The sequence below is a fragment of the Actinoallomurus purpureus genome (assembly GCF_024055795.1).
GTDB classification, from domain to species: domain Bacteria; phylum Actinomycetota; class Actinomycetes; order Streptosporangiales; family Streptosporangiaceae; genus Actinoallomurus; species Actinoallomurus purpureus.
In genome coordinates, this window is sequence record NZ_JAMXMY010000004.1 from 152,081 (window position 1) to 171,490 (window position 19,410).

Annotated in this window: 20 protein-coding genes and 3 pseudogenes; 12 read left to right on the forward strand and 11 right to left on the reverse strand. The window is 67.6% G+C overall.

Annotated features, from left to right (window positions below; all coding sequences use genetic code 11):
- Positions 1-66: 66 nt before the first annotated feature.
- From NE236_RS10325 to tatA, 3 genes and pseudogenes are all read right to left on the reverse strand, one after another.
- Positions 67-240, reverse strand: a pseudogene (locus NE236_RS10325) (DUF5999 family protein); the annotation flags it as partial.
- 272 nt (positions 241-512) lie between these two features.
- The gene (locus NE236_RS10330; protein ID WP_252841662.1) at positions 513-833 is read right to left on the reverse strand and encodes a sec-independent translocase; all 321 of its coding nucleotides are present in this window, start codon (positions 831-833) and stop codon (positions 513-515) included.
- Between the two features lie 86 nt (positions 834-919).
- A complete protein-coding gene (tatA, locus tag NE236_RS10335; protein ID WP_252841663.1) occupies positions 920-1,153 on the reverse strand; it encodes a Sec-independent protein translocase subunit TatA in 234 nt (77 codons plus the stop codon).
- 250 nt (positions 1,154-1,403) lie between these two features.
- Between tatA and NE236_RS10340 the strand changes: the two genes are divergently transcribed.
- Together NE236_RS10340 and NE236_RS10345 are read left to right on the forward strand one after the other, a co-directional pair.
- Positions 1,404-2,111, forward strand: coding sequence for a response regulator transcription factor (locus tag NE236_RS10340; protein ID WP_252841664.1), 708 nt, complete (start codon positions 1,404-1,406; stop codon positions 2,109-2,111).
- The gene (locus NE236_RS10345; protein ID WP_252841665.1) at positions 2,104-3,219 is read left to right on the forward strand and encodes a sensor histidine kinase; all 1,116 of its coding nucleotides are present in this window, start codon (positions 2,104-2,106) and stop codon (positions 3,217-3,219) included. The genes NE236_RS10340 and NE236_RS10345 overlap by 8 nt, the downstream gene beginning before the upstream one ends.
- On the opposite strand, the gene NE236_RS10350 is transcribed toward NE236_RS10345, so the two are convergent.
- The gene (locus NE236_RS10350) at positions 3,209-3,412 is read right to left on the reverse strand and encodes a hypothetical protein (protein ID WP_252841666.1); all 204 of its coding nucleotides are present in this window, start codon (positions 3,410-3,412) and stop codon (positions 3,209-3,211) included. The two genes, NE236_RS10345 and NE236_RS10350, sit on opposite strands and share 11 nt — an antisense overlap.
- A gap of 67 nt (positions 3,413-3,479) precedes the next feature.
- Here NE236_RS10350 and NE236_RS10355 point away from each other — a divergent pair, with 67 nt between their 5' ends.
- The 4 genes and pseudogenes from NE236_RS10355 to NE236_RS10370 all read left to right on the forward strand — a co-directional run bounded on the left by NE236_RS10355 (position 3,480) and on the right by NE236_RS10370 (position 6,698).
- Complete coding sequence (locus NE236_RS10355) at positions 3,480-3,992, forward strand: hypothetical protein (protein ID WP_252841667.1); 513 nt, start codon at positions 3,480-3,482, stop codon at positions 3,990-3,992.
- Between the two features lie 314 nt (positions 3,993-4,306).
- Positions 4,307-4,873, forward strand: a pseudogene (locus tag NE236_RS10360) (ABC transporter ATP-binding protein); the annotation flags it as partial.
- Positions 4,870-6,072 (forward strand): ABC transporter permease, encoded by a 1,203-nt coding sequence (locus tag NE236_RS10365; RefSeq protein ID WP_252841668.1) that lies wholly within the window; start codon positions 4,870-4,872, stop codon positions 6,070-6,072. The pseudogene NE236_RS10360 and the gene NE236_RS10365, both read left to right, overlap by 4 nt.
- A gap of 410 nt (positions 6,073-6,482) precedes the next feature.
- Positions 6,483-6,698, forward strand: a complete 216-nt coding sequence (locus NE236_RS10370) for a hypothetical protein (protein ID WP_252841669.1) — start codon at positions 6,483-6,485, stop codon at positions 6,696-6,698.
- A gap of 159 nt (positions 6,699-6,857) precedes the next feature.
- Here NE236_RS10370 and NE236_RS45475 read toward each other — a convergent pair whose 3' ends face one another.
- Both NE236_RS45475 and NE236_RS45525 read right to left on the reverse strand, forming a co-directional pair.
- Positions 6,858-7,460, reverse strand: a complete 603-nt coding sequence (locus tag NE236_RS45475; RefSeq protein ID WP_443612856.1) for a Clp protease N-terminal domain-containing protein — start codon at positions 7,458-7,460, stop codon at positions 6,858-6,860.
- Positions 7,461-7,481: 21 nt separating this feature from the next.
- A pseudogene (locus NE236_RS45525) lies at positions 7,482-7,829 on the reverse strand (Clp protease N-terminal domain-containing protein); the annotation flags it as partial.
- A 68-nt stretch (positions 7,830-7,897) separates the two neighbouring features.
- Here NE236_RS45525 and NE236_RS10380 point away from each other — a divergent pair.
- On the forward strand, positions 7,898-8,257 hold the full coding sequence (locus tag NE236_RS10380) for a hypothetical protein (RefSeq protein WP_252841671.1): 360 nt from the start codon (positions 7,898-7,900) through the stop codon (positions 8,255-8,257).
- Positions 8,258-8,290: 33 nt separating this feature from the next.
- On the opposite strand, the gene NE236_RS10385 is transcribed toward NE236_RS10380, so the two are convergent.
- Positions 8,291-8,812 carry a winged helix-turn-helix transcriptional regulator gene (locus tag NE236_RS10385; protein WP_252841672.1) on the reverse strand — a complete coding sequence of 174 codons (522 nt, stop codon included), beginning with the start codon at positions 8,810-8,812 and terminating at the stop codon, positions 8,291-8,293.
- A gap of 135 nt (positions 8,813-8,947) precedes the next feature.
- Between NE236_RS10385 and NE236_RS10390 the strand changes: the two genes are divergently transcribed.
- Together NE236_RS10390 and NE236_RS10395 are read left to right on the forward strand one after the other, a co-directional pair.
- Entirely contained in the window at positions 8,948-9,421 is a 474-nt protein-coding gene (locus NE236_RS10390; protein ID WP_252841673.1) for an SRPBCC family protein, read from the forward strand.
- Positions 9,421-10,464, forward strand: a complete 1,044-nt coding sequence (locus NE236_RS10395) for an LLM class flavin-dependent oxidoreductase (protein WP_252841674.1) — start codon at positions 9,421-9,423, stop codon at positions 10,462-10,464. The genes NE236_RS10390 and NE236_RS10395 overlap by 1 nt, the downstream gene beginning before the upstream one ends.
- 87 nt (positions 10,465-10,551) lie before the next feature.
- On the opposite strand, the gene NE236_RS10400 is transcribed toward NE236_RS10395, so the two are convergent.
- From NE236_RS10400 to NE236_RS10415, 4 genes are all read right to left on the reverse strand, one after another.
- A complete protein-coding gene (locus NE236_RS10400) occupies positions 10,552-13,566 on the reverse strand; it encodes an RICIN domain-containing protein (RefSeq protein WP_252841675.1) in 3,015 nt (1,004 codons plus the stop codon).
- Between the two features lie 444 nt (positions 13,567-14,010).
- On the reverse strand, positions 14,011-15,132 hold the full coding sequence (locus tag NE236_RS10405; protein WP_252841676.1) for a zinc-binding dehydrogenase: 1,122 nt from the start codon (positions 15,130-15,132) through the stop codon (positions 14,011-14,013).
- A gap of 18 nt (positions 15,133-15,150) precedes the next feature.
- The gene (locus NE236_RS10410) at positions 15,151-16,071 is read right to left on the reverse strand and encodes an enoyl-CoA hydratase/isomerase family protein (RefSeq protein ID WP_252841677.1); all 921 of its coding nucleotides are present in this window, start codon (positions 16,069-16,071) and stop codon (positions 15,151-15,153) included.
- Positions 16,007-17,383, reverse strand: coding sequence for an MFS transporter (locus tag NE236_RS10415; protein ID WP_252841678.1), 1,377 nt, complete (start codon positions 17,381-17,383; stop codon positions 16,007-16,009). Before NE236_RS10415 ends, NE236_RS10410 begins: the two co-directional genes overlap by 65 nt.
- 176 nt (positions 17,384-17,559) lie before the next feature.
- On the opposite strand from NE236_RS10415, the gene NE236_RS10420 reads away from it, so the two are divergent.
- The 3 genes from NE236_RS10420 to NE236_RS10430 all read left to right on the forward strand — a co-directional run bounded on the left by NE236_RS10420 (position 17,560) and on the right by NE236_RS10430 (position 19,270).
- On the forward strand, positions 17,560-18,186 hold the full coding sequence (locus NE236_RS10420) for a TetR/AcrR family transcriptional regulator (protein ID WP_252841679.1): 627 nt from the start codon (positions 17,560-17,562) through the stop codon (positions 18,184-18,186).
- A gap of 350 nt (positions 18,187-18,536) precedes the next feature.
- Positions 18,537-18,992, forward strand: coding sequence for an iron chelate uptake ABC transporter family permease subunit (locus NE236_RS10425; protein WP_252841680.1), 456 nt, complete (start codon positions 18,537-18,539; stop codon positions 18,990-18,992).
- A complete protein-coding gene (locus tag NE236_RS10430) occupies positions 18,974-19,270 on the forward strand; it encodes an ATP-binding cassette domain-containing protein (protein ID WP_372494302.1) in 297 nt (98 codons plus the stop codon). Before NE236_RS10425 ends, NE236_RS10430 begins: the two co-directional genes overlap by 19 nt.
- The last annotated feature ends 140 nt before the right edge of the window (positions 19,271-19,410 follow it).

Below are 19,410 nucleotides of genomic sequence, written 5' to 3' on the forward strand. Positions count from 1 at the left end.
GCTGTGGACCGTACCGCGCCATGCGGCGCGACCGCGCCTCCGGTACGGTCGCCGTCGGACGTCGGAAGGGCGGTGCGGTGGGACGACACCGCCGTCCGGCAGGAGCTCTCCGGTGTCGTCGAACAGGACGACACCGTTGCACAGCAGGCTCCACCCCTGCTCGGGATGGCGGGCGACGGTGCGCGCGGCGGCCCGGTCGACGGCGTCGGCCGGCGGGCAGTGCGGTCGGTGGCAGCACATCGCGTACCTCCAAAGGTCTTCGGCGATCGGCGATTCCGTATCGCGCCCTCAGTGAGAGATAGGCGCGCTGGTTACAGCGGAAGACGCGGCCCGGCCGGCTGTAACCCCTTCCCCAATCCGTGACCGAAGGGCCGCGAAAGCGGATATGCGATGACATCCGCCCGAGAGGCGAGCGGGATGGTCGAGGTGTATGTCTCGTCGACCTGATGACCGGCCGGGGTTCCCGCGACGCCGGCCACGCGGGCGCCACGGCGACCCGGTCAGCGTCCGCCTCAGGTGGCGTCGGTGTCGTAGGGCGGGTGCTCACCGTACGGGAGAAGGGGTCGGTCATCGTACGGATGGCGATCACCATCGAGATCGTCGAGCAGATGCTTTTTGACGAAGCGGCGCGGGTGGAGGTCCATGAGATTCAGGTCGGCATGCTCAGGCCCGAGCCCGGCCTTGATCTCGCCCGTGGCGGCCTCGGCCAGCCGGCGCAGCCGGCGCAGCGTCCGCGCGGCCTTGCGGGCGACCGTTGGCAGCTCGTCCGGGCCGAAAATGATCAATGCCAGCACCAAGAGCAGCACGAGTTTCACGAACCCGATGTCGAACATGGTCTGGATCTTCCTCGGCAGATCGTCACGCCGACCCTGGCGTCACCGGATCGAGAGCGTTTCCCGCCGGCGCCCGGGGCGACGGTTCAGTCTCGTCGTGCGCGCTGCTCCGGCGGCGGGAACGGTTCGGGATCGGAATCGACCGCCGTCTGCGAGGCGGCGTTCACGCTGCGCACCGCAGGCTCATCGTCGCCGTGCAACTCTCGGACCTCGGACTTGAAGATCCGCAACGATCGTCCCAGCGAACGGGCCGCGTCCGGCAGCTTTTTGGACCCGAACAGCACCAGTACCGCCATCGCGACGATCAGCCAGTGCCACACGGACAGCTCCCCCATCGTGGTCTCCCTTCTTGTGGTGTGCCGGCACGTGCAGCGCACGCGCGGGGTGCACTCACTGAGAGATAGACCGCGAGGTTACGGCCCCGTACGCGCGAGCAGGTACGCGCGCTGGTCGAGCTGGAGCAGCGGATCATCACCACCGGCCGGGCATAGCCGGTGAACGTGGGCCGGTGCCGGGGGCGTGTCCGGTTCGCATATGCCGGCGATATGCCGTGCTGCTTAGGCTCCAGGTATGCGCGTGCTGATCGTGGAGGACGAGCCCTACCTGGCCGAAGCCGTCCGTGACGGTCTCCGGCTGGAAGCGATCGCCGCCGACATCGCCGGCGACGGCGACACCGCCCTGGAACTGCTCAGCATCAACTCCTACGACCTCGCGGTCCTCGACCGCGACATCCCCGGCCCCTCCGGCGACGAGATCGCCCGACGAATCGTCGCCTCCGGCAGCGGCACCCCGATCCTCATGCTCACCGCCGCCGACCGGATCGACGACAAGGCTTCGGGGTTCGGGCTCGGCGCCGACGACTACCTCACCAAACCCTTCGAGCTTCGCGAGCTCGTCATGCGGCTAAGGGCGCTCGACCGCAGACGCGCGCACGCCCGACCCCCGGTCAGCGAGATCGCGGGCCTGCGGCTGGACCCCTTCCGCCGGGAGGTCTTCCGCGACGGACGCTACGTCGCGCTCACCCGCAAGCAGTTCGCCGTGCTCGAAATCCTCGTCGCCGCCGAAGGCGGTGTCATCAGCGCCGAAGAACTCTTGGAGCGGGCCTGGGACGCCAACGCCGACCCCTTCACCAACGCCGTCCGCATCACCGTCTCCGCATTGCGCAAACGACTCGGCGAACCATGGCTCATCGCCACGGTGCCCGGCGTCGGCTACCGAATCGACACCGGCATGAACACCGGCATTGACCCCGCCCACCCTGGCAGCACTCATGACTAGACGCCCAGGGCTCAGCGCCCGACTGAAACTCACCATCAGCTACGCCGGATTCCTCCTCCTCGCCGGCGCTCTCCTGCTGGCCGTGGTATGGGTATTCGTGCTGCGCCACGTACCCGACGAAGACCCCGAATCCATCCGGAGGAAGTTCGGCGGCGTGATCATCGTGGCGGCCAACCGCACCGACCTCCTGCGCGGCTTCGCCCCCGCCGCGGCCACAACGCTGGCCTTCCTATTCGTGTTCGGCCTCCTGGGAGGATGGATCCTCGCCGGCCGGATGCTCGCACCACTCACACGGATCGCAGACGCGGCACGGATAGCCTCCAACGGATCGCTATCCCACCGAATCCGCATAAAAGGCCCCAAAGACGAATTCCGCGAACTCGCCGACGTGTTCGACACCATGCTCGAACAACTCCAATCCCACGTCACCGAACAGCGACGATTCGCAGCCAACGCCTCCCACGAACTGCGCACCCCGCTGGCAATCTCGCGGACGCTCCTCGACGTCGCCCGCAACGACCCCACGCGGGATCAGGGTGAACTCATCGAACGCCTCCACACCGTCAACACGCGGGCGATCGACCTCACCGAGGCCCTCCTGCTGCTCAGCCGCGGCGACCGCAGGAGCTTCACCCGCGAGCCCGTCGACCTCTCCCTCATCGCCGAAGAAGCCACCGAAACACTGCTTCCTCTCGCCGAAAAACGTCAGATCACCCTCGACGTCACCGGCCAGACAACACAAACCGTCGGCTCCGCGGCGCTCCTACTGCGGATGGTGACCAACCTCGTCCAGAACGCCATCGTCCACAACCTCCCCGCCGGCGGCACCGTAACGATCAACACCGAATCGCAGCACAACACCAGCGTGCTGCGGGTCGAGAACACCGGCCACCCGCTCCCACCAGAACTCGTACCGACCCTCACCGAACCCTTCCAACGCGGAACAGAACGCATACGCACCGACGAGCATGTCGGCGTCGGCCTCGGGCTGGCCATCGTGCACAGCATCGTCCGAGCACACGACGGGACCCTCGACCTCACACCCCGCCCCACCGGCGGTCTCCTCGTCACGATCCGACTTCCCGAGGTCTGCCCAATCAACGGCTGATCTTGGCGGGCGTGGCGGCGAGCTCGTCCTGGATGCTCGGCACTGCGATGTTCACGGACGGGTCGTCCAGCACCTGCAGTAGCCGGGCTGTCACGATCAGCAGCGGCGGGACCATCTCACTGCCGGCTTGCGCCAGTTCCTTGATGCCGGGGATTCGGTGTATCGCGGGCGTATCGAAAATCGCATACGCCACCGCAACAGTCTTCCGTCTTCAGTGAAGGCATGGACCACAGCGCATCACGCCCCCAGAAAGGGAGACGATGAACAAGGCCTTTGTGTTGCTGGCCGCTTCGGCCGCCGCCCTTGCCCTGACAGTCGCGGGATGCGGCGGCTCCGGCGACTCGAAATCCAGCTCGTCCGGCTCGAACGCGAACCCCACTTTGGAGCAGGCGGTGAAGTACGCGCAGTGCATGCGCGAAAACGGCGTAACCAGCTTCCCCGACCCCGACAAGAACGGCAGGTTCATGATCGCAGCGGGGGGGCCGAACAGAAACTCGCCGCAGTTCAAGAAGGCACAGCAGGCGTGCAAATCGCAGGAGCCGCCCGGGATACAGGACGACCCCGCACAGAGGGCCCAAGACCAGAAGGAATGGCTGAAGTGGGCCCAGTGCATGCGCAAGAACGGCATACCAGACATCCCCGACCCGCAGGACGGGCGCCTTCTGGTGCCGAGGGACAGGATCAACACCAACTCACCGCAGTTCAAGAAGGCGATGAACGCATGCCGCGACGTGGCCCACGTGGGAGGAGGCTCCGAGAATGGCAACGGCTGAGATCGGGACCCCGGCGAGCACCGGCATCCCCCCTGAGGCGCCCGCCCGCCCGTGGTGGAGACGCGAGCGGCGCAGGCTACTCGGCGGCAGCGTCGCAGTCGTGGTCGCGGGCGGTGGCGTGGCTCTCGCCGTGACGGGCCTGTACGGCGACGACGGCAAGCCCACCACGAGGGCCGGCGACGGGACATCTCTCGCGGCGGTCCAGGAGGGCCCGCTCTCCTCGCAGGTCAGCCAGAGCGGGACGCTCTCGTACTCGGCCGGCGCCGACGGGATCCCGTACTCGGTGGTCAACCGGGCGAGCCCCGTCGGGATCGGGCAAGTCCACGCTGCTGCACATCCTCGGCACGCTGGATCGGCCCAGCGACGGCACGGTACGGATCGACGGGGAAGACGTCGCGACGCTCACCGACCGCCGGCTCGCCGCCCTGCGGGCACGTAGCATCGGCTTCGTCTTCCAGCAGTTCTACCTGTCCGAGCACACCACCGTCCTGGAGAACGTCGCCGACGGCCTGCTGTACGGCGGCGTGGGACCCGCCGAGCGGCGCGAGCGCGCCGCCGAGGCGCTCATCCGGGTCGGGCTGGAGGACCGGGCGGGCTTTCGCCCCGGCAAGCTTTCGGGCGGAGAGCGCCAGCGCGTGGCGATCGCCCGCGCTCTGGTCGGCCGCCCGGCCATCGTGCTCGCCGACGAGCCGACCGGCAACCTCGACAGCAAGACGGGGGCGGCCATCATCGAGCTGCTGCACGAGCTCAACGCCGACGGGGCGACAATCCTCGTGATCACGCACGACAGCGGACTGGCCGCCCGGTTCCCGCGCCAGTTGCACGTCCTCGACGGGCAGATCGTCGCCGACAGCGCGGCGCGTTCAATGGAGGGCGTATGAGGCTGTCCGACCAGATGCGCGTGGCCGGCATCGGAATCCGGGCTCGCCGCCTGCGGGCCGCCTTGTCCGCGCTCGGGATAGCGATCGGCACCGCGGCGATCGTGGCGGTGCTCGGCCTGTCCGCGTCCTCCCAGGCCGGGCTCCTGGCCCAGATCGACCAGTTCGGCACGAACCTGCTGACCGCGAACACCGGCCATTCGTTCACCGGCGGGACGGCACAGCTCCCGGTCGGCGCGCCGCAACGGATCTCCCACCTGCCCGATGTCGAGCACGTGGCGCACGCCGCTGCCATCGAGAACACGAACGTGTACCGCAGCCCGCTGATCCCGGTGGTCGAGACCAACGCCCTGAAGGTACAGGCCGCCAGCCTCAACCTCCCCGAAGTGATCGGAACCAGCGTGGCTCAGGGCCACTGGCTGAACCCGGCGACCGAGCGGCAGCCGGTCACCGTGCTCGGCGCGCTCGCCGCGCAGCGCCTCGGGATCGATCGTGTCCATCCGGGCGAGCGGATCTGGCTGAAGAACCAGTGGTTCTACGTCGCCGGCATCCTGAAGCCCGCGACGCTGTCGACCGACATCGACACCAGTGCCTTGATCGGCTACCCGGCCGCGGAGCGTTATCTCAGCTACGCGACCGTCGACAAAGGCACGGCGGTGGCCGGACCTCCGACGACGGTGTACGTGCGGGCCCGTACGGACAAGGTGGACTCGGTGCATGGAGTGCTCGCGCAGACCGCGAACCCCGAGTCACCCAGCGACGTCGACGTCAGCCAGCCCTCCGACGCGCTCACCGCGCGAGCCGCCGCGAAGGGCGCGTTCAACAGCCTGTTCCTCGGGCTCGGGCTGGTGGCGCTGATCGTGGGCGCGGTCGGGGTCGCGAACATCATGATCATCTCGGTGCTGGAACGGCGATCGGAGATCGGGCTGCGCCGGGCGCTTGGCGCGACCCGGGGACAGATCCGCACTCAGTTCCTGTCCGAAGCGGTCATGCTCGCGTTGCTCGGCGGGGTGGCCGGAGTCGCGGCCGGAGCGCTGACCACCGCGATCTACGCGAACACGAAGGGCTGGGCGGTGGTCATCCCGGTCCAGGCGTGGGCCGGCGGGATCGGCGCCGCGATCGTGATCGGTGCGATCGCCGGCCTGCTGCCGGCCCTTCGAGCCGCCCGCCTCTCCCCCACCGAGGCGCTGCGTGCGCTGTGATCGCCGAATGGCGCTTGGACACCGAGCCGTACATGCATTGTGGTTTCAGCGGGCACTGCGACCTGGTCGGCGGCGCCAACATCGCCCGGCGCAACCCGAGCGGAACCATCACCACCAACAGCAGAAATCCGTTCCCGGTGGTGATCACGCACCGTCGAGCCGGACGGCACCTCCCCGGTACCGCACCAGCACGGCGTGACCCAAGACGACGCCCCCATCACGGCACCGCCAACAGGTCCCATGGCCGGCCGCGGCCCGCCTCACCCCCATGGGGAGTCGCTCGCCCGAAAGGCGAGGATCAACCGACATGGTTAGTAACACGGCCAACGTTAGTTGACGCGGCACTACAATGCAGGTCCTCTTGATCCAGAGGGGTGGCGAGCCCCCTCCTCATCCAGATAGGGAAGAGCATGGAACGGCCTGACGAGGATCTGAGCGATGCGTTCGCGCGGGGCCTTCACAAGTACCGTCAGCAGCGCCAAGCGGAGGAACGGATCCGCCAGCAGAAGGAATTGAAAAGCGCCGCGAAGGTGATGGGCTACTTCGGTATCGGATGCTTGGCACTGATAGGCCTCTTCATGCTGGTCAGCATGATCTACTTCCTTACCTCGTTTCCTCCAAAGTAGCGTTCCGCGACCGGGTCCTGGATACCGGTCCCTGCGCGTCGTATTCGGTTACATTCAGCCAGGCTGGAAGAATGCGAGCATTTTCTGGCTGGCGTCCGGCGACGTCAGGATTTCCTGGACGTGCGCTCGCGGGAGATCGACCCGTGGTGCGCGGCCCCTTCACCGGCGGAGCCGGGGCGCGAGCACCGTGCGTACGACCTTGGCCACGTTGCTCGCGGCGGATCCGCCCTCTTCTTCGGGTTCCGGTTCCAGCACGCGCTGGATCTGCAGCAGCAGCTGGTTGGTCGACCGCCAGAGCGGGACGAACATGCCCGCGACCGGCCCGACGCCCTGGATCGGGCCGCCGGACAGCTCGGTGACCTTCTTGGCGATCGTGACCGTTGCCGGATCCCGCAGGATCAGGTGCACCTCATCGTCGACCAGCCGGATTTCCATCTTGCGCGCGGCGGCCTCCTCCGGGTTCGCGTCCGTGGTCGTCTCCGGATCCAATTCGTCGATCTTGGCCGCGACCGCATCCGGGTCGACCCCGAGTTCGCGCAGCGCCCTGGCCGCCATGCTGTTCTCCGCCCGCAGCATCGCCTCAAGCAGGTGATGGCTGCCGACCGGTGCGCCACCGGCCAGCGCGCTGGCGGTGGACACGGTGTCCTCGGTGGCAGGTGTGCCGGCCGGCCATGGGCCGGCCGGGACGTCCTGCGATCCCTGCAATGACGCCAGCACCGCGGCACGGATCTTGCTGATCGGATTGATCCGCTCGGCAAGCACCTTCGCGCCGACGCCCTCACCTTCCCTGACCAGGGCGAGCAGGATGTGTTCCGTACCGATGTAGGTGTGGTGCAGCTGCAGCGCCTCGCGCAGCGCGAGGTCCAGCGTCTTCTTCGCGCTCGGCGTGAACGGGATATGGCCGCGCAGCTCCTCCGTGCCGGGCTTGACCACCGCGGCGATATCGACCTGCGCCGTCTCCTTGTCGTACCCGAGCTGGTGCAGAACTTTCGCCGCCATGCTGTCCGGCACGTCGAACAGCCCCAACAGGATGTGCTCCGTGCCGATGTAGTTGTGCTTGAGCAGCCTCGCCTCCTCCTGAGCCGTGACGACCACCTTGCGGGCTTCCACCGTGAACCTTTCAAATGGCATGGCTCCATGCTCTCAACCGTGTCAATACACTGCTATTGATATGGTCACCATGCTGAAGGGAGGGTGTGATGGAGACACCGTCGGACTGGGAGGACCGGCTCGCGCGCTGGCAGAATGAGCTGGAGCTGTTCGAGCAGCTGGACGAGACACCCTGGGTCACGCTGGCCAAGGCGGAAGCCGAGACCGGCGTTTCCCGCTCGGCCCTGCGGTCCTGGTACCGCAATGGCGAGATCCAGTCCCGGCTGGTGGACGGCCCGAACGGGCCGCAGCGCCTGGTCCAGCTGGACGCGGTGATCGAGCGCGCCGCCGCGTCACCGCGCATTCAGCGCAGGGCGGAACGGGAAGTCAGCCTGGAAGCCCAGGTCACCCTGCTACGGCACCGGGTTGACCAGCTTGAGCTGCGGCTGGCCGCGCTGGAGCGGAAGTGACCGGCGCGACTGCCGGCCATGGGCGCCGCGCGGTCACAACGCGTTCTCGGTCGGGTCGTCGAGGTGGAAGCGTTGCCGGATGTCGGGACGGCTGAGCAGCTTTGCCGGATAGCCGGGACCTGGGCGGGGCGTGACGTCCTGCCAGGCGACCGGCTCCTTGCAGTGCGAGCACACGACCTCGGCCTGGAAGTCGTGGGCGCAGGTCTCGTGCCTGGTGAGGACTGGCGGCCCCGATGCCTCGGCGAGCCACCGGTCGCCCCATCGGGTCATCACCAGGATCACCTCGTAGAACTCGCGGCCGGACTCGGTGAGCAGGTACTCATAGCGCATTGGAAGTGTCTCGTAGACGTGCTTCTCCAGCAGGCCGGCGCTGACCAGTCGGCGCAGCCGCTCCGACAACGTGTTGCGGGCGATGCCCAGCTCCCGCTGGAACTCGTCGAACCGGCGGATGCCGTAGAACGCCTCCCGCAGCACGAGCGGCGTCCACCAGTCACCGAGCAGATCCATGGTCCTGGCCACCGAGCAGGGCCAGTTCGCGAACGACGTACGCCTCATGGAGCACATGGTAAGGGTCTTCTATTAAGACTCAGCAGCCAGCGCCCTCCTCGTCGCCCTTGCGGCAGTCAGTCTATCTACGCAACTATGGACGTCATGGAATGGACGGGACAGGTATACGCGGATACTCCGATCGTGTCCGCCGAGACCTACATCGAGGCGCGACCTGCCCGGGTGTGGGAGCTGGTCAGCGACATTCGCCTGATGCCCGAGCTCAGTAGCGAACTGCGGGAGGTGGCGTGGCTCGACGGGTCGACGAGTCCGGGGACGGGTCATCGGTTCGTCGGCCGCAGCGCCCATGACGCTCTGGGCAGTTGGGAGACGATCTGCACGATCGTCGACTGCGAAGCTCCCCGCCGGTTCACCTGGGCGGTGGGAGACCCCGGCCGTCCGTCCAGCGTCTGGAGCTTCCTCCTCCAGGCCCACGGCGAGGGCACCGTCCTGGAGCAGTGGGCGCAGATGGGCCCCGCGCCATCCGGGTTGAGTCTCGCCATCGAGGCCATGCCCGACAAGGAGCAGAAGATCGTGTTCGTGCGGCTGCGGGAGTTCGAGACCGGCATGAAGGCCAACCTGGCTGCCATCAAAGACCTGGCCGAACGGCGGGCATGATGCGTACCGCGACGACCATCGAAGCCTCTGCGGACTTCCCGCGGACGGTCGACTTCGTCCTCGAGGCCGAGAAGCTGGGGTTGGAGATCTGCTGGGTGGCTGAGGCATGGGGGAGCGACGCGGTCTCGCCGCTCGGCTACCTGGCCGCCCGCACCGAGCGGATCCTGCTCGGCTCGGGCATCATGCAGTTGGGCACACGCTCCCCGGTGACCATCGCGCAGACCGCGATGACCCTCGCCCATCTGTCCGGTGGCCGATTCCTGCTCGGCCTCGGCGCTTCCGGGCCGCAGGTCATGGAGGGGCTGCACGGCATCCCCTTCGCGAGTCCGCTGGCCCGGATGCGGGAGACCGTCCAGATCGTACGCTCCGCCTTCACCGGAGAGAAGATCGCGTTCCAGGGCAGCCAGCACGTGATTCCGCTACCGGACGGTCAGGGCCGTCCCATGCGGCTCAGCCTGGAACCGGTGGCGACGCCGATCTACCTCGCGACCCTGTCACCGAAGATGCTCGAACTCGCCGGTGAAATCGCGGACGGCTGGCTGGGGACCAGCTTCGTGCCCGAGCGGGCGGACGCCTACCTCGACCATCTGGACGCCGGACTCGCCCGCGCCGGCCGTGGTCGCGCCGATCTCGACGTCTGCCAGGGCGCCGAGATCAACATCGTGTCGGACGAGGAACTGCTGATCGAGGTCGTCGCGGGCAGGAAGAAGGAGCTGGCGTTCTCACTGGGCGGCATGGGCTCCGGGACCACCAACTTCTACAATCGCGCCTACAGCCGTCAGGGCTGGGGGGAGGTCGCCGCGGAGGTGCTGGAACGCTGGCAGCGCGGAGATCGTACGGGCGCCACTGCCCTGATAACCGATGAGATGGTCCTGGCGACCACGCTCATCGGGACCGAGGCCATGGTCCGCGCCCGCCTCAAGGCCTGGCAGGCTGCCGGGGTCGACACCGTGCGCCTGTATCCGGCCGGTGAGACCCTGCATGCCCGCCTCGACAACCTCGGCCGCGGCATCGACCTCATCCGGGCTCTCGAGCACGGCTGAGGTCACGTCGATCTTCGGCAGGTTGTCGCGGAAATCGGTCAGCCGGGGGTTCCCTCCCGCGCCGGTGCCAGTGGTGTCCTGCACGGTTCAGGTGGGTACCAGTTGCCATTGCTGGTTGGTTCCGCCGTTGGCGGTCCACTGCACCACGCGGGCGTCGTCGTCCGTCGCGAGGCCATAGTCGTCGGCCAGCAGGCCGCTGTCATGGCTGACGATGGTGAAGTAGCCGTCGGCGGTGGGCCGGAGATACCACATCTGGTTGGTGCCGCCGTTGGCGGACCACTGCTGGAGTTGCAGGCCGACGGTCGGGTCGCCGCCGTTGACGTCGAGCACCTTGCCGGTGGGTACGTAGGTGAGCGTGTAGACATTGCCTGGGGCGGAGGTGATCGTCCAGGCTCCGGCCCCGGACCGCTGGACGACGCCCGCGCCGTCCGCGGTCGAGTCGCCGACCACGGCCAGCGGTTTGCCGCTGAAGCGGTTGACGACGCGGTACTTCGTTCCCGAGACCGGGGCGTTGGTCGTCACGAACCGGTCGATCGTGGCCCAGGTGTAGGCCGACTGCGTGTTCTTGGTCCCCGTCGCCCGCACCCGGATGGTGTGGGCGCCCGAGGCGAGCCGGGGGCTGGTCCAGACCGCGAGGTCACCGGTCCTGGCGGCCGAGTACTCATCAACCAGCGTCTCCGTGCCGCCGTCCACGGTGACGCCGACGATGCCGTGGTTCGGCGCCGTGACCGCCCGCAGCGTGATACCGGTTCCGGTGAAGTTCAGGGTCGCGGTGGAGTCGGTGACGTCGCTGTAGGAGTTGGTTCCCTTGTACGGGCCGGACTCGCCGGAGGCGTGGCTCCAACTGCCGCTGTAGGTCACCGCCGCGTCGGCGTCGTCGATGCTCGTGGCGTTCCCGCCGAGTGTGAAGTACTCGGCGGTGTCGCTGAAGGTCGTGGTGCCGGCCTTCGTGGTCTTCAGCGTGAGGTAGATCCTGCTGCCGTTGGACGGGGCCGTGAAGGTGATCGGCTGGGTGGCGCGTGAGCCCAGCGGGATCGTCAGGGTCGTGCTCCCGGAGGCGATGACGGCACCGTCCGGCTCGTCGAGCCGGGCCGTCCAGTCGAGCCCGACGGCGGTGCCGCCGAAGTCGTCGTTGAAGATGGTGACGGTCCGGTTGACCGGCGCGCCGTAGGCGTAGTCGTCGACGGAATCCGGCAACGGGAACGAGCCGGACCCATCGGAGATGCCGGAGGCCGACCAGTAGGGGAGGTCGAGGGCGGCCATCGGGTTGAAGGCCGCCTGGATGCGCTGGATCTGGGGGTTGCTCCAGGGATCGGAAAGGTTGTCGGCGCCGTAGACGGGGCTGCCGCCCTCTTCCGGCACGAAGTCGGTGGTCTTCACCCCGGGCACGAAGCCCGCCCAGCCGGACAGCAGGGTGTAGGGGCGCAGGTCGCCAGCGTCCTTGCCACGCTTGGCCGCCGTCAGGGTGGCGAACCACTCGAAGCCCTGCTTGGTGTTGCACTTGGGCCAGATGTACTCGCCCTCGCCGTCCGGGCGGCCCGGCACCGCGGTGACCGTCTCGTTGTACGCGCCCAGGCCACCGTTGTAATGCGGGAAGACCGCGAAGTTGGAGTAGGTCATGTCGGGGTAGCTGTTCGGGGCTTCGCCATCCACGCTGACCGGCCGGGTACCGTCGTTGCCGTTGACCGCCGTGTAGAGGTCCTGCTCGAACTGCTCGCTGTCATTGCTGAGGCCCGGCTCGTTGCTCTGGCTCCAGCGGATGATGGACGGGTGGTTGCGATCGCGTAGCACCAGGTCGCGCGCGTGCCCGACCATGTTGTCGTGACCGGCCTGAAAGTCCTGGCCGTTGTTGGAACCCCGGATCGCGGTCTCGTCGATGACCATGAGGCCCATCTCGTCGGCGACGTCGAGCATGTACGGGCTGGCCGGTTCCTGGTGGATGCGCACGACGTTGTAGTTGAGCCGCTGGTAGTTGTCGACGGCCTGTGGCCAGCCGCCGTTGCCCGACGAGGGCGGCAGGAACCCGGGCAGGGTGTCGTAGGCGTCGCCCTTGCCTCCGTTGTCGATCCGGTCGAAGTCCGCGCCCTGCAGGTTGTCCCCGCGCAGGTTCACCCGCACCCCGTTGAGGTAGTAGTACTCGCCGTTCTGCGTGCTCTCCCGGAATCCGAACCGGTAGGCGGCGTCGCTGGTGTGGCCGTCGTCAGTGACGGCGTGGATCGCCAGCCGGTGCAGCTGGGCGCGGTATCCGGACCGGTAGGGGACATTGGGCCACCAGTAGGAGCCGGCGCCGAGGTTCCAGGCGACGGGGCCGACCGTGACCTTGGCCGTGGAATGGGCGGCCACGGTGACCGTACGACCGGGCAGGGCGGGATAGGAGAAGGAACTGCCGTTGTCGGAGGACAGCGAGCCGGAGAGGGTGACCGTCCGGGAGCTGCCCGTGGAATTGGTCACCGAGACGTCGTAGCCGAGGGTCTGGTTCGTCACCGACGTGCGGATGAAGGTGCCGCTGACGAACACCGCCGGGTACACGCGGAGCTGGGCGGAACGGTAGATGCCCTGCGGAACGGCCTCGGACCATTCCGCGGCGTCGGGCACGAGGTACTTGCCGTTGGCGGAGTTCTTCAGCGCGCCGCGGCCCTTGACCGCGACGCTGATGGTGTGGGTCGTGCCGGCCGCGGCGTAGGCGCCGATGTCGAAGCTCGACGGGGTGAACGAGGTGGTCCGCGTGGCGACCTCGGTACCGTCCACCGAGAGCGTCGCCTGGTGGTTGACCGCGCCGAACTCGATCCAGGTCGACTGAGGCTGCCCGGTGTCCGGCACGGTGATCGTCCGCGTGTACACCGCCTCGTTCACGTTGGTGAAGCCCTGCTTGTACCAGCCGCCGCCGGGCACGGTGATCGTGGTCGTCGTACCTCCCGTCGGCGTGAAGCTCCACTTTCCGGCCAGGTCGACCGAGGCCAGAGGGGTGTTCCCGGCGGCGAAGGCGGCGGTGGGGTGCGCCGAGGCGGCTGTGGGGTGCGCCGATGCGGGTGTGGCGGGGATTCCGAGAGCGCCGCCGGCCAGAACCAGGCCGGCCGCCGTCACAAGGGCACGTCTGCGCATGCGCTTGCTCCAATGGGGGTGGAGGGAGTGAGACTCCAGGCCACGGAGTTTGTTTCACGAAAAGACTTCAGCGGAGGTGGCGACCGAGGACCTTACTTGCCAGGGACTGGGGATCTCCTGACCGTTCTCATCTGCGACGTCGATGCCGGCGGTCGCGTCTCCGGTCGCGAACGGGTGACGCATGTCTCAGGCACGTCGGTCCCCGGGGGAACGGACTCTGGATGACCATCCACGCCTCCTGTGAGGGAACGTCAGGAAATGGTAGTTGACGTCCACAGTTTCTTAAACGGACTAACTCGTCAAGAGGCGTGGCCTGTGTCGCGAAACTCTCTCGGCGTTCGCCAACCTGGGTCCGTACACAGGACGGCATCCTCTACCCAGCCCCCGTGATGGACGCCCCTGGCGCGTCCTGGACCAGTTCCGGCGTCGGTCGATTCGGATCAATCAGTCATTAGGCCTGACGAGGTACTTCTCACCCGTCGCCTTACGCTGGTAGCGACGGATTGCCTGCGGTTGGAGCGCCTCGGCCAGCGAGATCTCGCTCGTGTAGGCGCTGGCGAAGGTCGTCGTGATCTCGCGCGCGACCCGCTCGCGCAGTTTCTGTGTCTCCTCGGGGCCGATGCGCGTCAGGTGGTACGGGAGGAGCCAGCCGCCGATGCCCCAGGCCATGCCGACGGCAGGCGGCGTCGTTGTTTCAGACCGATCCAGCCGGCCGTAGACGTACACCTGCTTGTGGACCGGCGAGCCGTAGGGGCCAGGCGATGGAACCTTGGCGACGAGGGCAGCCTCCATCGCTGCCAAGATCAGACCGCCGAGTTGGCCGCCTCCGACGGCGTCGAAGGCAAGCGTGGCACCCGTCTCACTGATCGCGGCCGTCAGCTGCTTGCGAAAGTCAGGGTGAGTGGAGTTCACGATGTGAGTTGCGCCGATCGCCCTGAGGATTGCCTCCTGTTCCGCGCTCCGAACCACGTTGACCACTTCGACACCGTCTGCGATGCACAGCTTGTTGAGCATCTGCCCGAGGTTGGACGCGGCAGCGGTGTGGACCAGCGCAGAGTGTCCTTCCAGCCGCATGGTCGACAGCATGCCCAGTGCGGTAAGCGGGTTGACGTAGGCGGACGCACCCTCCTGCGGCGTTACCCCTTCGGGGAACGGGACGACGTCGGATGCCGGGAGTTTGCGGTATTGGGTGTACATCCGCCCAGCTCCCGCGCTCACGACCTTGCCAAGCAGGTGCCGTGCGCCAGCGCCCGCTTCGACGACTACGCCCGCGCCCTCGAGGCCGATCGGCAGTGACTTGCCAAGGCGCGCGGACGCAAGCGGAACGAGGCGCGGTGGCACCGTGGCGGTGGTGACGGGCCGCCCGCCTGTTGCCTCAACGCTTAGAGTCGCCACGTCCGCCGGCCCGAGTAGGACAGCCAGGTCGGCGGGGTTGATCGGCGCCGCCTCGACCCGGATGACGACTTCGTCAGGTCCCGGCGGCGCGACCTCCCGCTCCTCGAGACTGAGACGCAGTTCGCCCTCCGGCGTGATCAATGACCGCAGTTCCAACGAGGTGGTGCTCATATTCGTGTGCTCTTCCCTCTACAGTTCGGCGACGGATCGGCCGAGATCGAGCTCGAACGCGCCTGCAGTCCCCAGGCCACGCTCTCGCGCTTTGGCCATGAGCTCGAGTACTTCCGGCCGGCGCAGAGTCGCGCCGAACGCCGCCTGGGTCGACTGGAGTTGGTCTGGGTTGGGGATGAAGGTCTGGTTCAGGATCTGCTTGGCCGTGGCCAGCGCCTGACCATCGAAGGACAGCACCCGGCGTACGAACTCGGCGACAAATTCGTCGAGCTGAGCATCAGGGATGGCCCGATTGATCCATCCGTATCGCTCTGCCGTGTCGGCGTCGAAGTCGTCCGCCCCGAGAACGATTTCGATTGCGCGGGAGCGGCCCACCAGGAGCGGGAGCCGTTCTAGTGCGCCGCCGCCGGGGATGAGGCCGAAGCCGACCTCCGGCTGCCCGAAGATCGCCTTCTCGCGGCTCGCGAATCGGATGTCGCAGGCGAGGGCGAATTCGCTGCCTCCGCCGCGGGCGCGACCGCGGACGACGGCGATGCTGAGGACGTTGCTGTGGGCCAGCCTGGTTGCGGCCTCGAGCCAGCGCGGCGTTCCGAAACGGCTGCTCGATTCTCCTACGCCGTAGTGGGCGAGGAAGTAGTCGGGATTGGCGCTCTCGAAGGTCACGACCTTCAGGGTGGGCTCGGCGTCCATGGCTTCGACCAGGTCGAAGACCTCGTCGTACATCTGATCGTCGACGGTGTTGATGGGTGGGTTGTCGAGCGTGACCCGCCAGTACCCGGGGACCTGCTCATCGATCGTAATCTTGGTCGTCGGCCCGTTCATCGTGCCTTCTTTCGTCTTTGTCGGGGAGGTCTGTTCGAGGTACGACGTGCAACTAGTGGTCGGATCGCTTGAATCCGAATGCGGCGAGCAATGCGGCCAGCGTGAAGGCTGCGCCACCGAGGAGAAACGCTGACTGATATGCCCATTCGGTCGGGAGGGTCAGAGGGCCGACGGGAGTCCGATACGGGACGGTTTCGCTCGCGAGAATCGTGACCACGATCGCCGTTCCGATGGCGCCACCAATGGTCCGCATGATCGAGTTGATCGAGTTCGCGACCCCCGTCTCGTGTGGCGCGACGTGCGTCACAAGCAGAGCAGGCATCGCCGCGTAGGCGACGGCAACGGCAACATTCGCGAGCACGAGTCCGACGATGAACTCGACGGAGTTCCCGTGCAGGAAGGCCATCGCCGCCAACGCCGCCGCTCCGAGCACGCTCGCACCGAGGAGCACTACTCGGGGTCCGAAGCGCGTGACGATCCGGCCGGCCATCGGCCCGAGCGGAATCGCCAGCACGGCGCCCGGCAGCATGTAGACCACGCTCGTACGAAGCACACTCGCGCCGAAGCCGAAACCTGCGACCTCGCGCGGCGTCTGAACGAAGAATGTCGCGCCGAGGAAGACGCTGAACATCGCGAAGCCGACGAACGCGGACGCGAGATTTGTGGCCAACACGGGCCGGCGCGCCAGAAGCGAGAGTGCGACCAGCGGTTCGCGAGTCCGCGCCTGGAGGAATCCGAAGCCCACCAACACGACCGCGGAGGCAGCGAACAGCCCGATCACCCGCGCCGAGGTCCAACCCCACTCGTGGCCCTGCGCGACAGGAAGCAACAGGGCGACCAGCCCCAACCCGAGGACGAGTGCACCGAGATAGTCGACCCGACCACCCTGGCCGGCGCGCCGCGGCAACGCCTTGGCTGCGAGCGCGAGCACAGCAACCGTCAGGACCACGCTGAGCCAGAAGATCCGGCGATAGTCGGCACCGTGCTGCGTAAGAACGCCAGTGGCTACGAGCGCGAATCCGCTTCCGACCCCAAGGGCGGACGCGGCGATCGAGAGTGCGTGGTGCAGCCGTGCGATCGGAAGTTCTTTGCGAAGCACGCTGATGGCCAGCGGGAACAGGCCGAAGCTTGCACCCTGGAGCACTCGAGCCGCGATCAGGAGGCCGATCGTGTGGGTCGTCGCGGCGATGACGCTTCCGATGAGAGTGACGAGCAGGGCCGACAGCACGACGCGCCGATTCCCGTACACGTCTCCGAGTCGCCCGAACAGTGGGGTCACGGCGGAGGCCGTCAGCATCGTCGCCGTGGCGACCCAGCCGACCGTTGTCGCACTGGTGTGCAGTTGCCGGCCGATCAGTGGCAGTGCCGGAACGACCAGCGTCTGGATCATCGAGAGCAGGAAGACGTTTGCCGCCATCGCGGGCAGCACGAGCCGTGAGTACGTCGCTGGGCGTGAGGCCGAGGGCGCCTCGACGGCCCCGTCAGTCCAGGTCTCGAGGGGGTGCGTCATGGCATGACAATGACACAGAATCGACACAGTGTCGAGTATCGCCAACGTGGCGTCGGCCATAGCCGACTCCGCGTGGACAGCGTACGATCTCAGACATGGCGAGCGTGAAGACCCCGGTGCGACGGCGAGCAGGCCAGAGCAAAGGCGACCAGCGCGAGGCGCAAATCCTCGAGGCGACACGTGCGCTGCTCACTGACCGCGGCGTCAACGACCTGACCATCGACGGCATCGCGGGCGCGGCCGGCATCTCGCGGACGACGTTCTACTTCTACTTCCCGACCAAACAGGCCGTCGTGATGGCGCTGCTCGAAGGACTGTGGGATCAGTTCAGTGCGACCTACCAGTGGCTCGAGAGCTCCGGACCGGACGCAACAGGTCTCCGCGAGCACCACCGCCTTGCCGCCGAGGTGTGGCGCGATCATCGATCGATTCTTCGCTGCACCACCGGCGCACTCGACTACGAGCCGCTGGTCGAGTGGACGGAGCGAGCGCACGAACGCTTCGTGACTGGACTCGCCGCGAAGATCGAGCGCGACCAAGCCGTTGGAGCGGCACCCCTGGGGGTCGCTCCCCGAGCCCTCGCAGAGATCGTCTCCGACCTCCGCGACAAGCGATTCCCCGACCTTGCGGTTCGCTCGGGGAAGAGTCTTGAGCAAGGACTCGAGGACCTCACCGAAGTCGTCCTGCGAATTGTTTACGGCACGGTCGCCCAGCCGCGGTGACCAGAGCCGTCGGCCCGGACGGCGGCCTACGCCGTCTGGCTTGCGAGCGCGAGCGGTTGCTCCTCGACGATGTCCAGGGCACGGTCGGGGCCAGCCCGACCGGCCGCACCCCCAGCGAGACGACGTTGTCGAGCTCGCCGACGTCACGCATGCTTCGCTGCGCGCGAGCGATGACGACCGCGCCCTCGGTTGAGGCGAAAAGCATCGGGTGTAGCTCGTCTTCAGGGACCCCGTCACCCCGAACGTTTCCGGCCGACTCCCCCGTTGGCCTCTCCCCCTCCTCGTGCTAGCGCGTACGGCTGGACCAGGTCCGGCTCGGCCTGGCCACGCTCGGGGTCGTCCTGGCGTCAATGGCGACCGGCGCTGCCGGGCCGGTCGACTTCGTCGCCCTGCTGGCACCGCAGATCGCCCGCCGGCTCACCCGTACGATCCAGATCCCCCTGCTGTCCTCCGCGCTGGCCGGCGCTCTGGTCGTCGTCGTGGCGGACCTGCTGGCCCGCCGCCTGTTCGCCCCTATCGAACTGCCGGTCGGCGTCCTCACCGCCGTGGTGGGCGGCCCCGTTCCTGATGTGGCTCATCGTCCGTACCCGCAGCCGTTCCGGATGCACCACCCCATGAGCCGTACCGGTACCAGCCGCCTCACAAGGCCTACTCGTCAGGGCATCGACCGCCTACCGGCGAAGCACCATCGAGCGCACCCCCGTTACCTTTTTCACTGTGGGCGGCCCGCGCCCAGCGCGGCGCGTCCTTCGACGACGACACGGCCACCGCCCTCATCGCTCATCAGGTGGAGGTCCTGGACCTGATCCGGCAGCTCAACCATGAGCGCGGCCGCACTGTCGTCGCCGTCCTCCACGACCTCAATCAGGCCGCCCGCTACGCCGATCACATCGTCGCCATGAGGGCCGGCCGCATCATCGCCCAGGGTCCGCCACGTGACGTCGTCACCGCGGAACTGGTCCGGGAGGTCTTCGGCCTGACGTCCGTCGTCGTCCCGGACCCGGTCACCGGCGGCCCGCTCGTCGTACCCGGCATGGCGTGGCAGCCCACACCTCGTGAGGTCAGAACGCCTCGTCGAGGCTGACCGTCCCTTCGACGGCGACCTGGTAGGCCGAGACGCGGCGCTGGATCTGCGGTTCGGCGATCGGACCCCCTCCGTCTCGGGGCGGGGCCTCTCGCTCTGGCGATTTCAGTCACAATTACGTTTTTTCAGTGGCACTTAAG

Bases quoted from the DNA above. Each gene is read 5' to 3' on its own strand.
- NE236_RS10330 (WP_252841662.1), bottom strand. From the start codon at position 833: ATGTTCGACATCGGGTTCGTGAAACTCGTGCTGCTCTTGGTGCTGGCA.
- NE236_RS10340 (WP_252841664.1), top strand. From the start codon at position 1,404: ATGCGCGTGCTGATCGTGGAGGACGAGCCCTACCTGGCCGAAGCCGTC.
- NE236_RS10345 (WP_252841665.1), top strand. From the start codon at position 2,104: ATGACTAGACGCCCAGGGCTCAGCGCCCGACTGAAACTCACCATCAGC.
- NE236_RS10355 (WP_252841667.1), top strand. From the start codon at position 3,480: ATGAACAAGGCCTTTGTGTTGCTGGCCGCTTCGGCCGCCGCCCTTGCC.
- NE236_RS10365 (WP_252841668.1), top strand. From the start codon at position 4,870: ATGAGGCTGTCCGACCAGATGCGCGTGGCCGGCATCGGAATCCGGGCT.
- NE236_RS10370 (WP_252841669.1), top strand. From the start codon at position 6,483: ATGGAACGGCCTGACGAGGATCTGAGCGATGCGTTCGCGCGGGGCCTT.
- NE236_RS10380 (WP_252841671.1), top strand. From the start codon at position 7,898: ATGGAGACACCGTCGGACTGGGAGGACCGGCTCGCGCGCTGGCAGAAT.
- NE236_RS10385 (WP_252841672.1), bottom strand. From the start codon at position 8,812: ATGAGGCGTACGTCGTTCGCGAACTGGCCCTGCTCGGTGGCCAGGACC.
- NE236_RS10395 (WP_252841674.1), top strand. From the start codon at position 9,421: ATGCGTACCGCGACGACCATCGAAGCCTCTGCGGACTTCCCGCGGACG.
- NE236_RS10400 (WP_252841675.1), bottom strand. From the start codon at position 13,566: ATGCGCAGACGTGCCCTTGTGACGGCGGCCGGCCTGGTTCTGGCCGGC.
- NE236_RS10405 (WP_252841676.1), bottom strand. From the start codon at position 15,132: ATGAGCACCACCTCGTTGGAACTGCGGTCATTGATCACGCCGGAGGGC.
- NE236_RS10420 (WP_252841679.1), top strand. From the start codon at position 17,560: ATGGCGAGCGTGAAGACCCCGGTGCGACGGCGAGCAGGCCAGAGCAAA.
- NE236_RS10425 (WP_252841680.1), top strand. From the start codon at position 18,537: ATGGCGACCGGCGCTGCCGGGCCGGTCGACTTCGTCGCCCTGCTGGCA.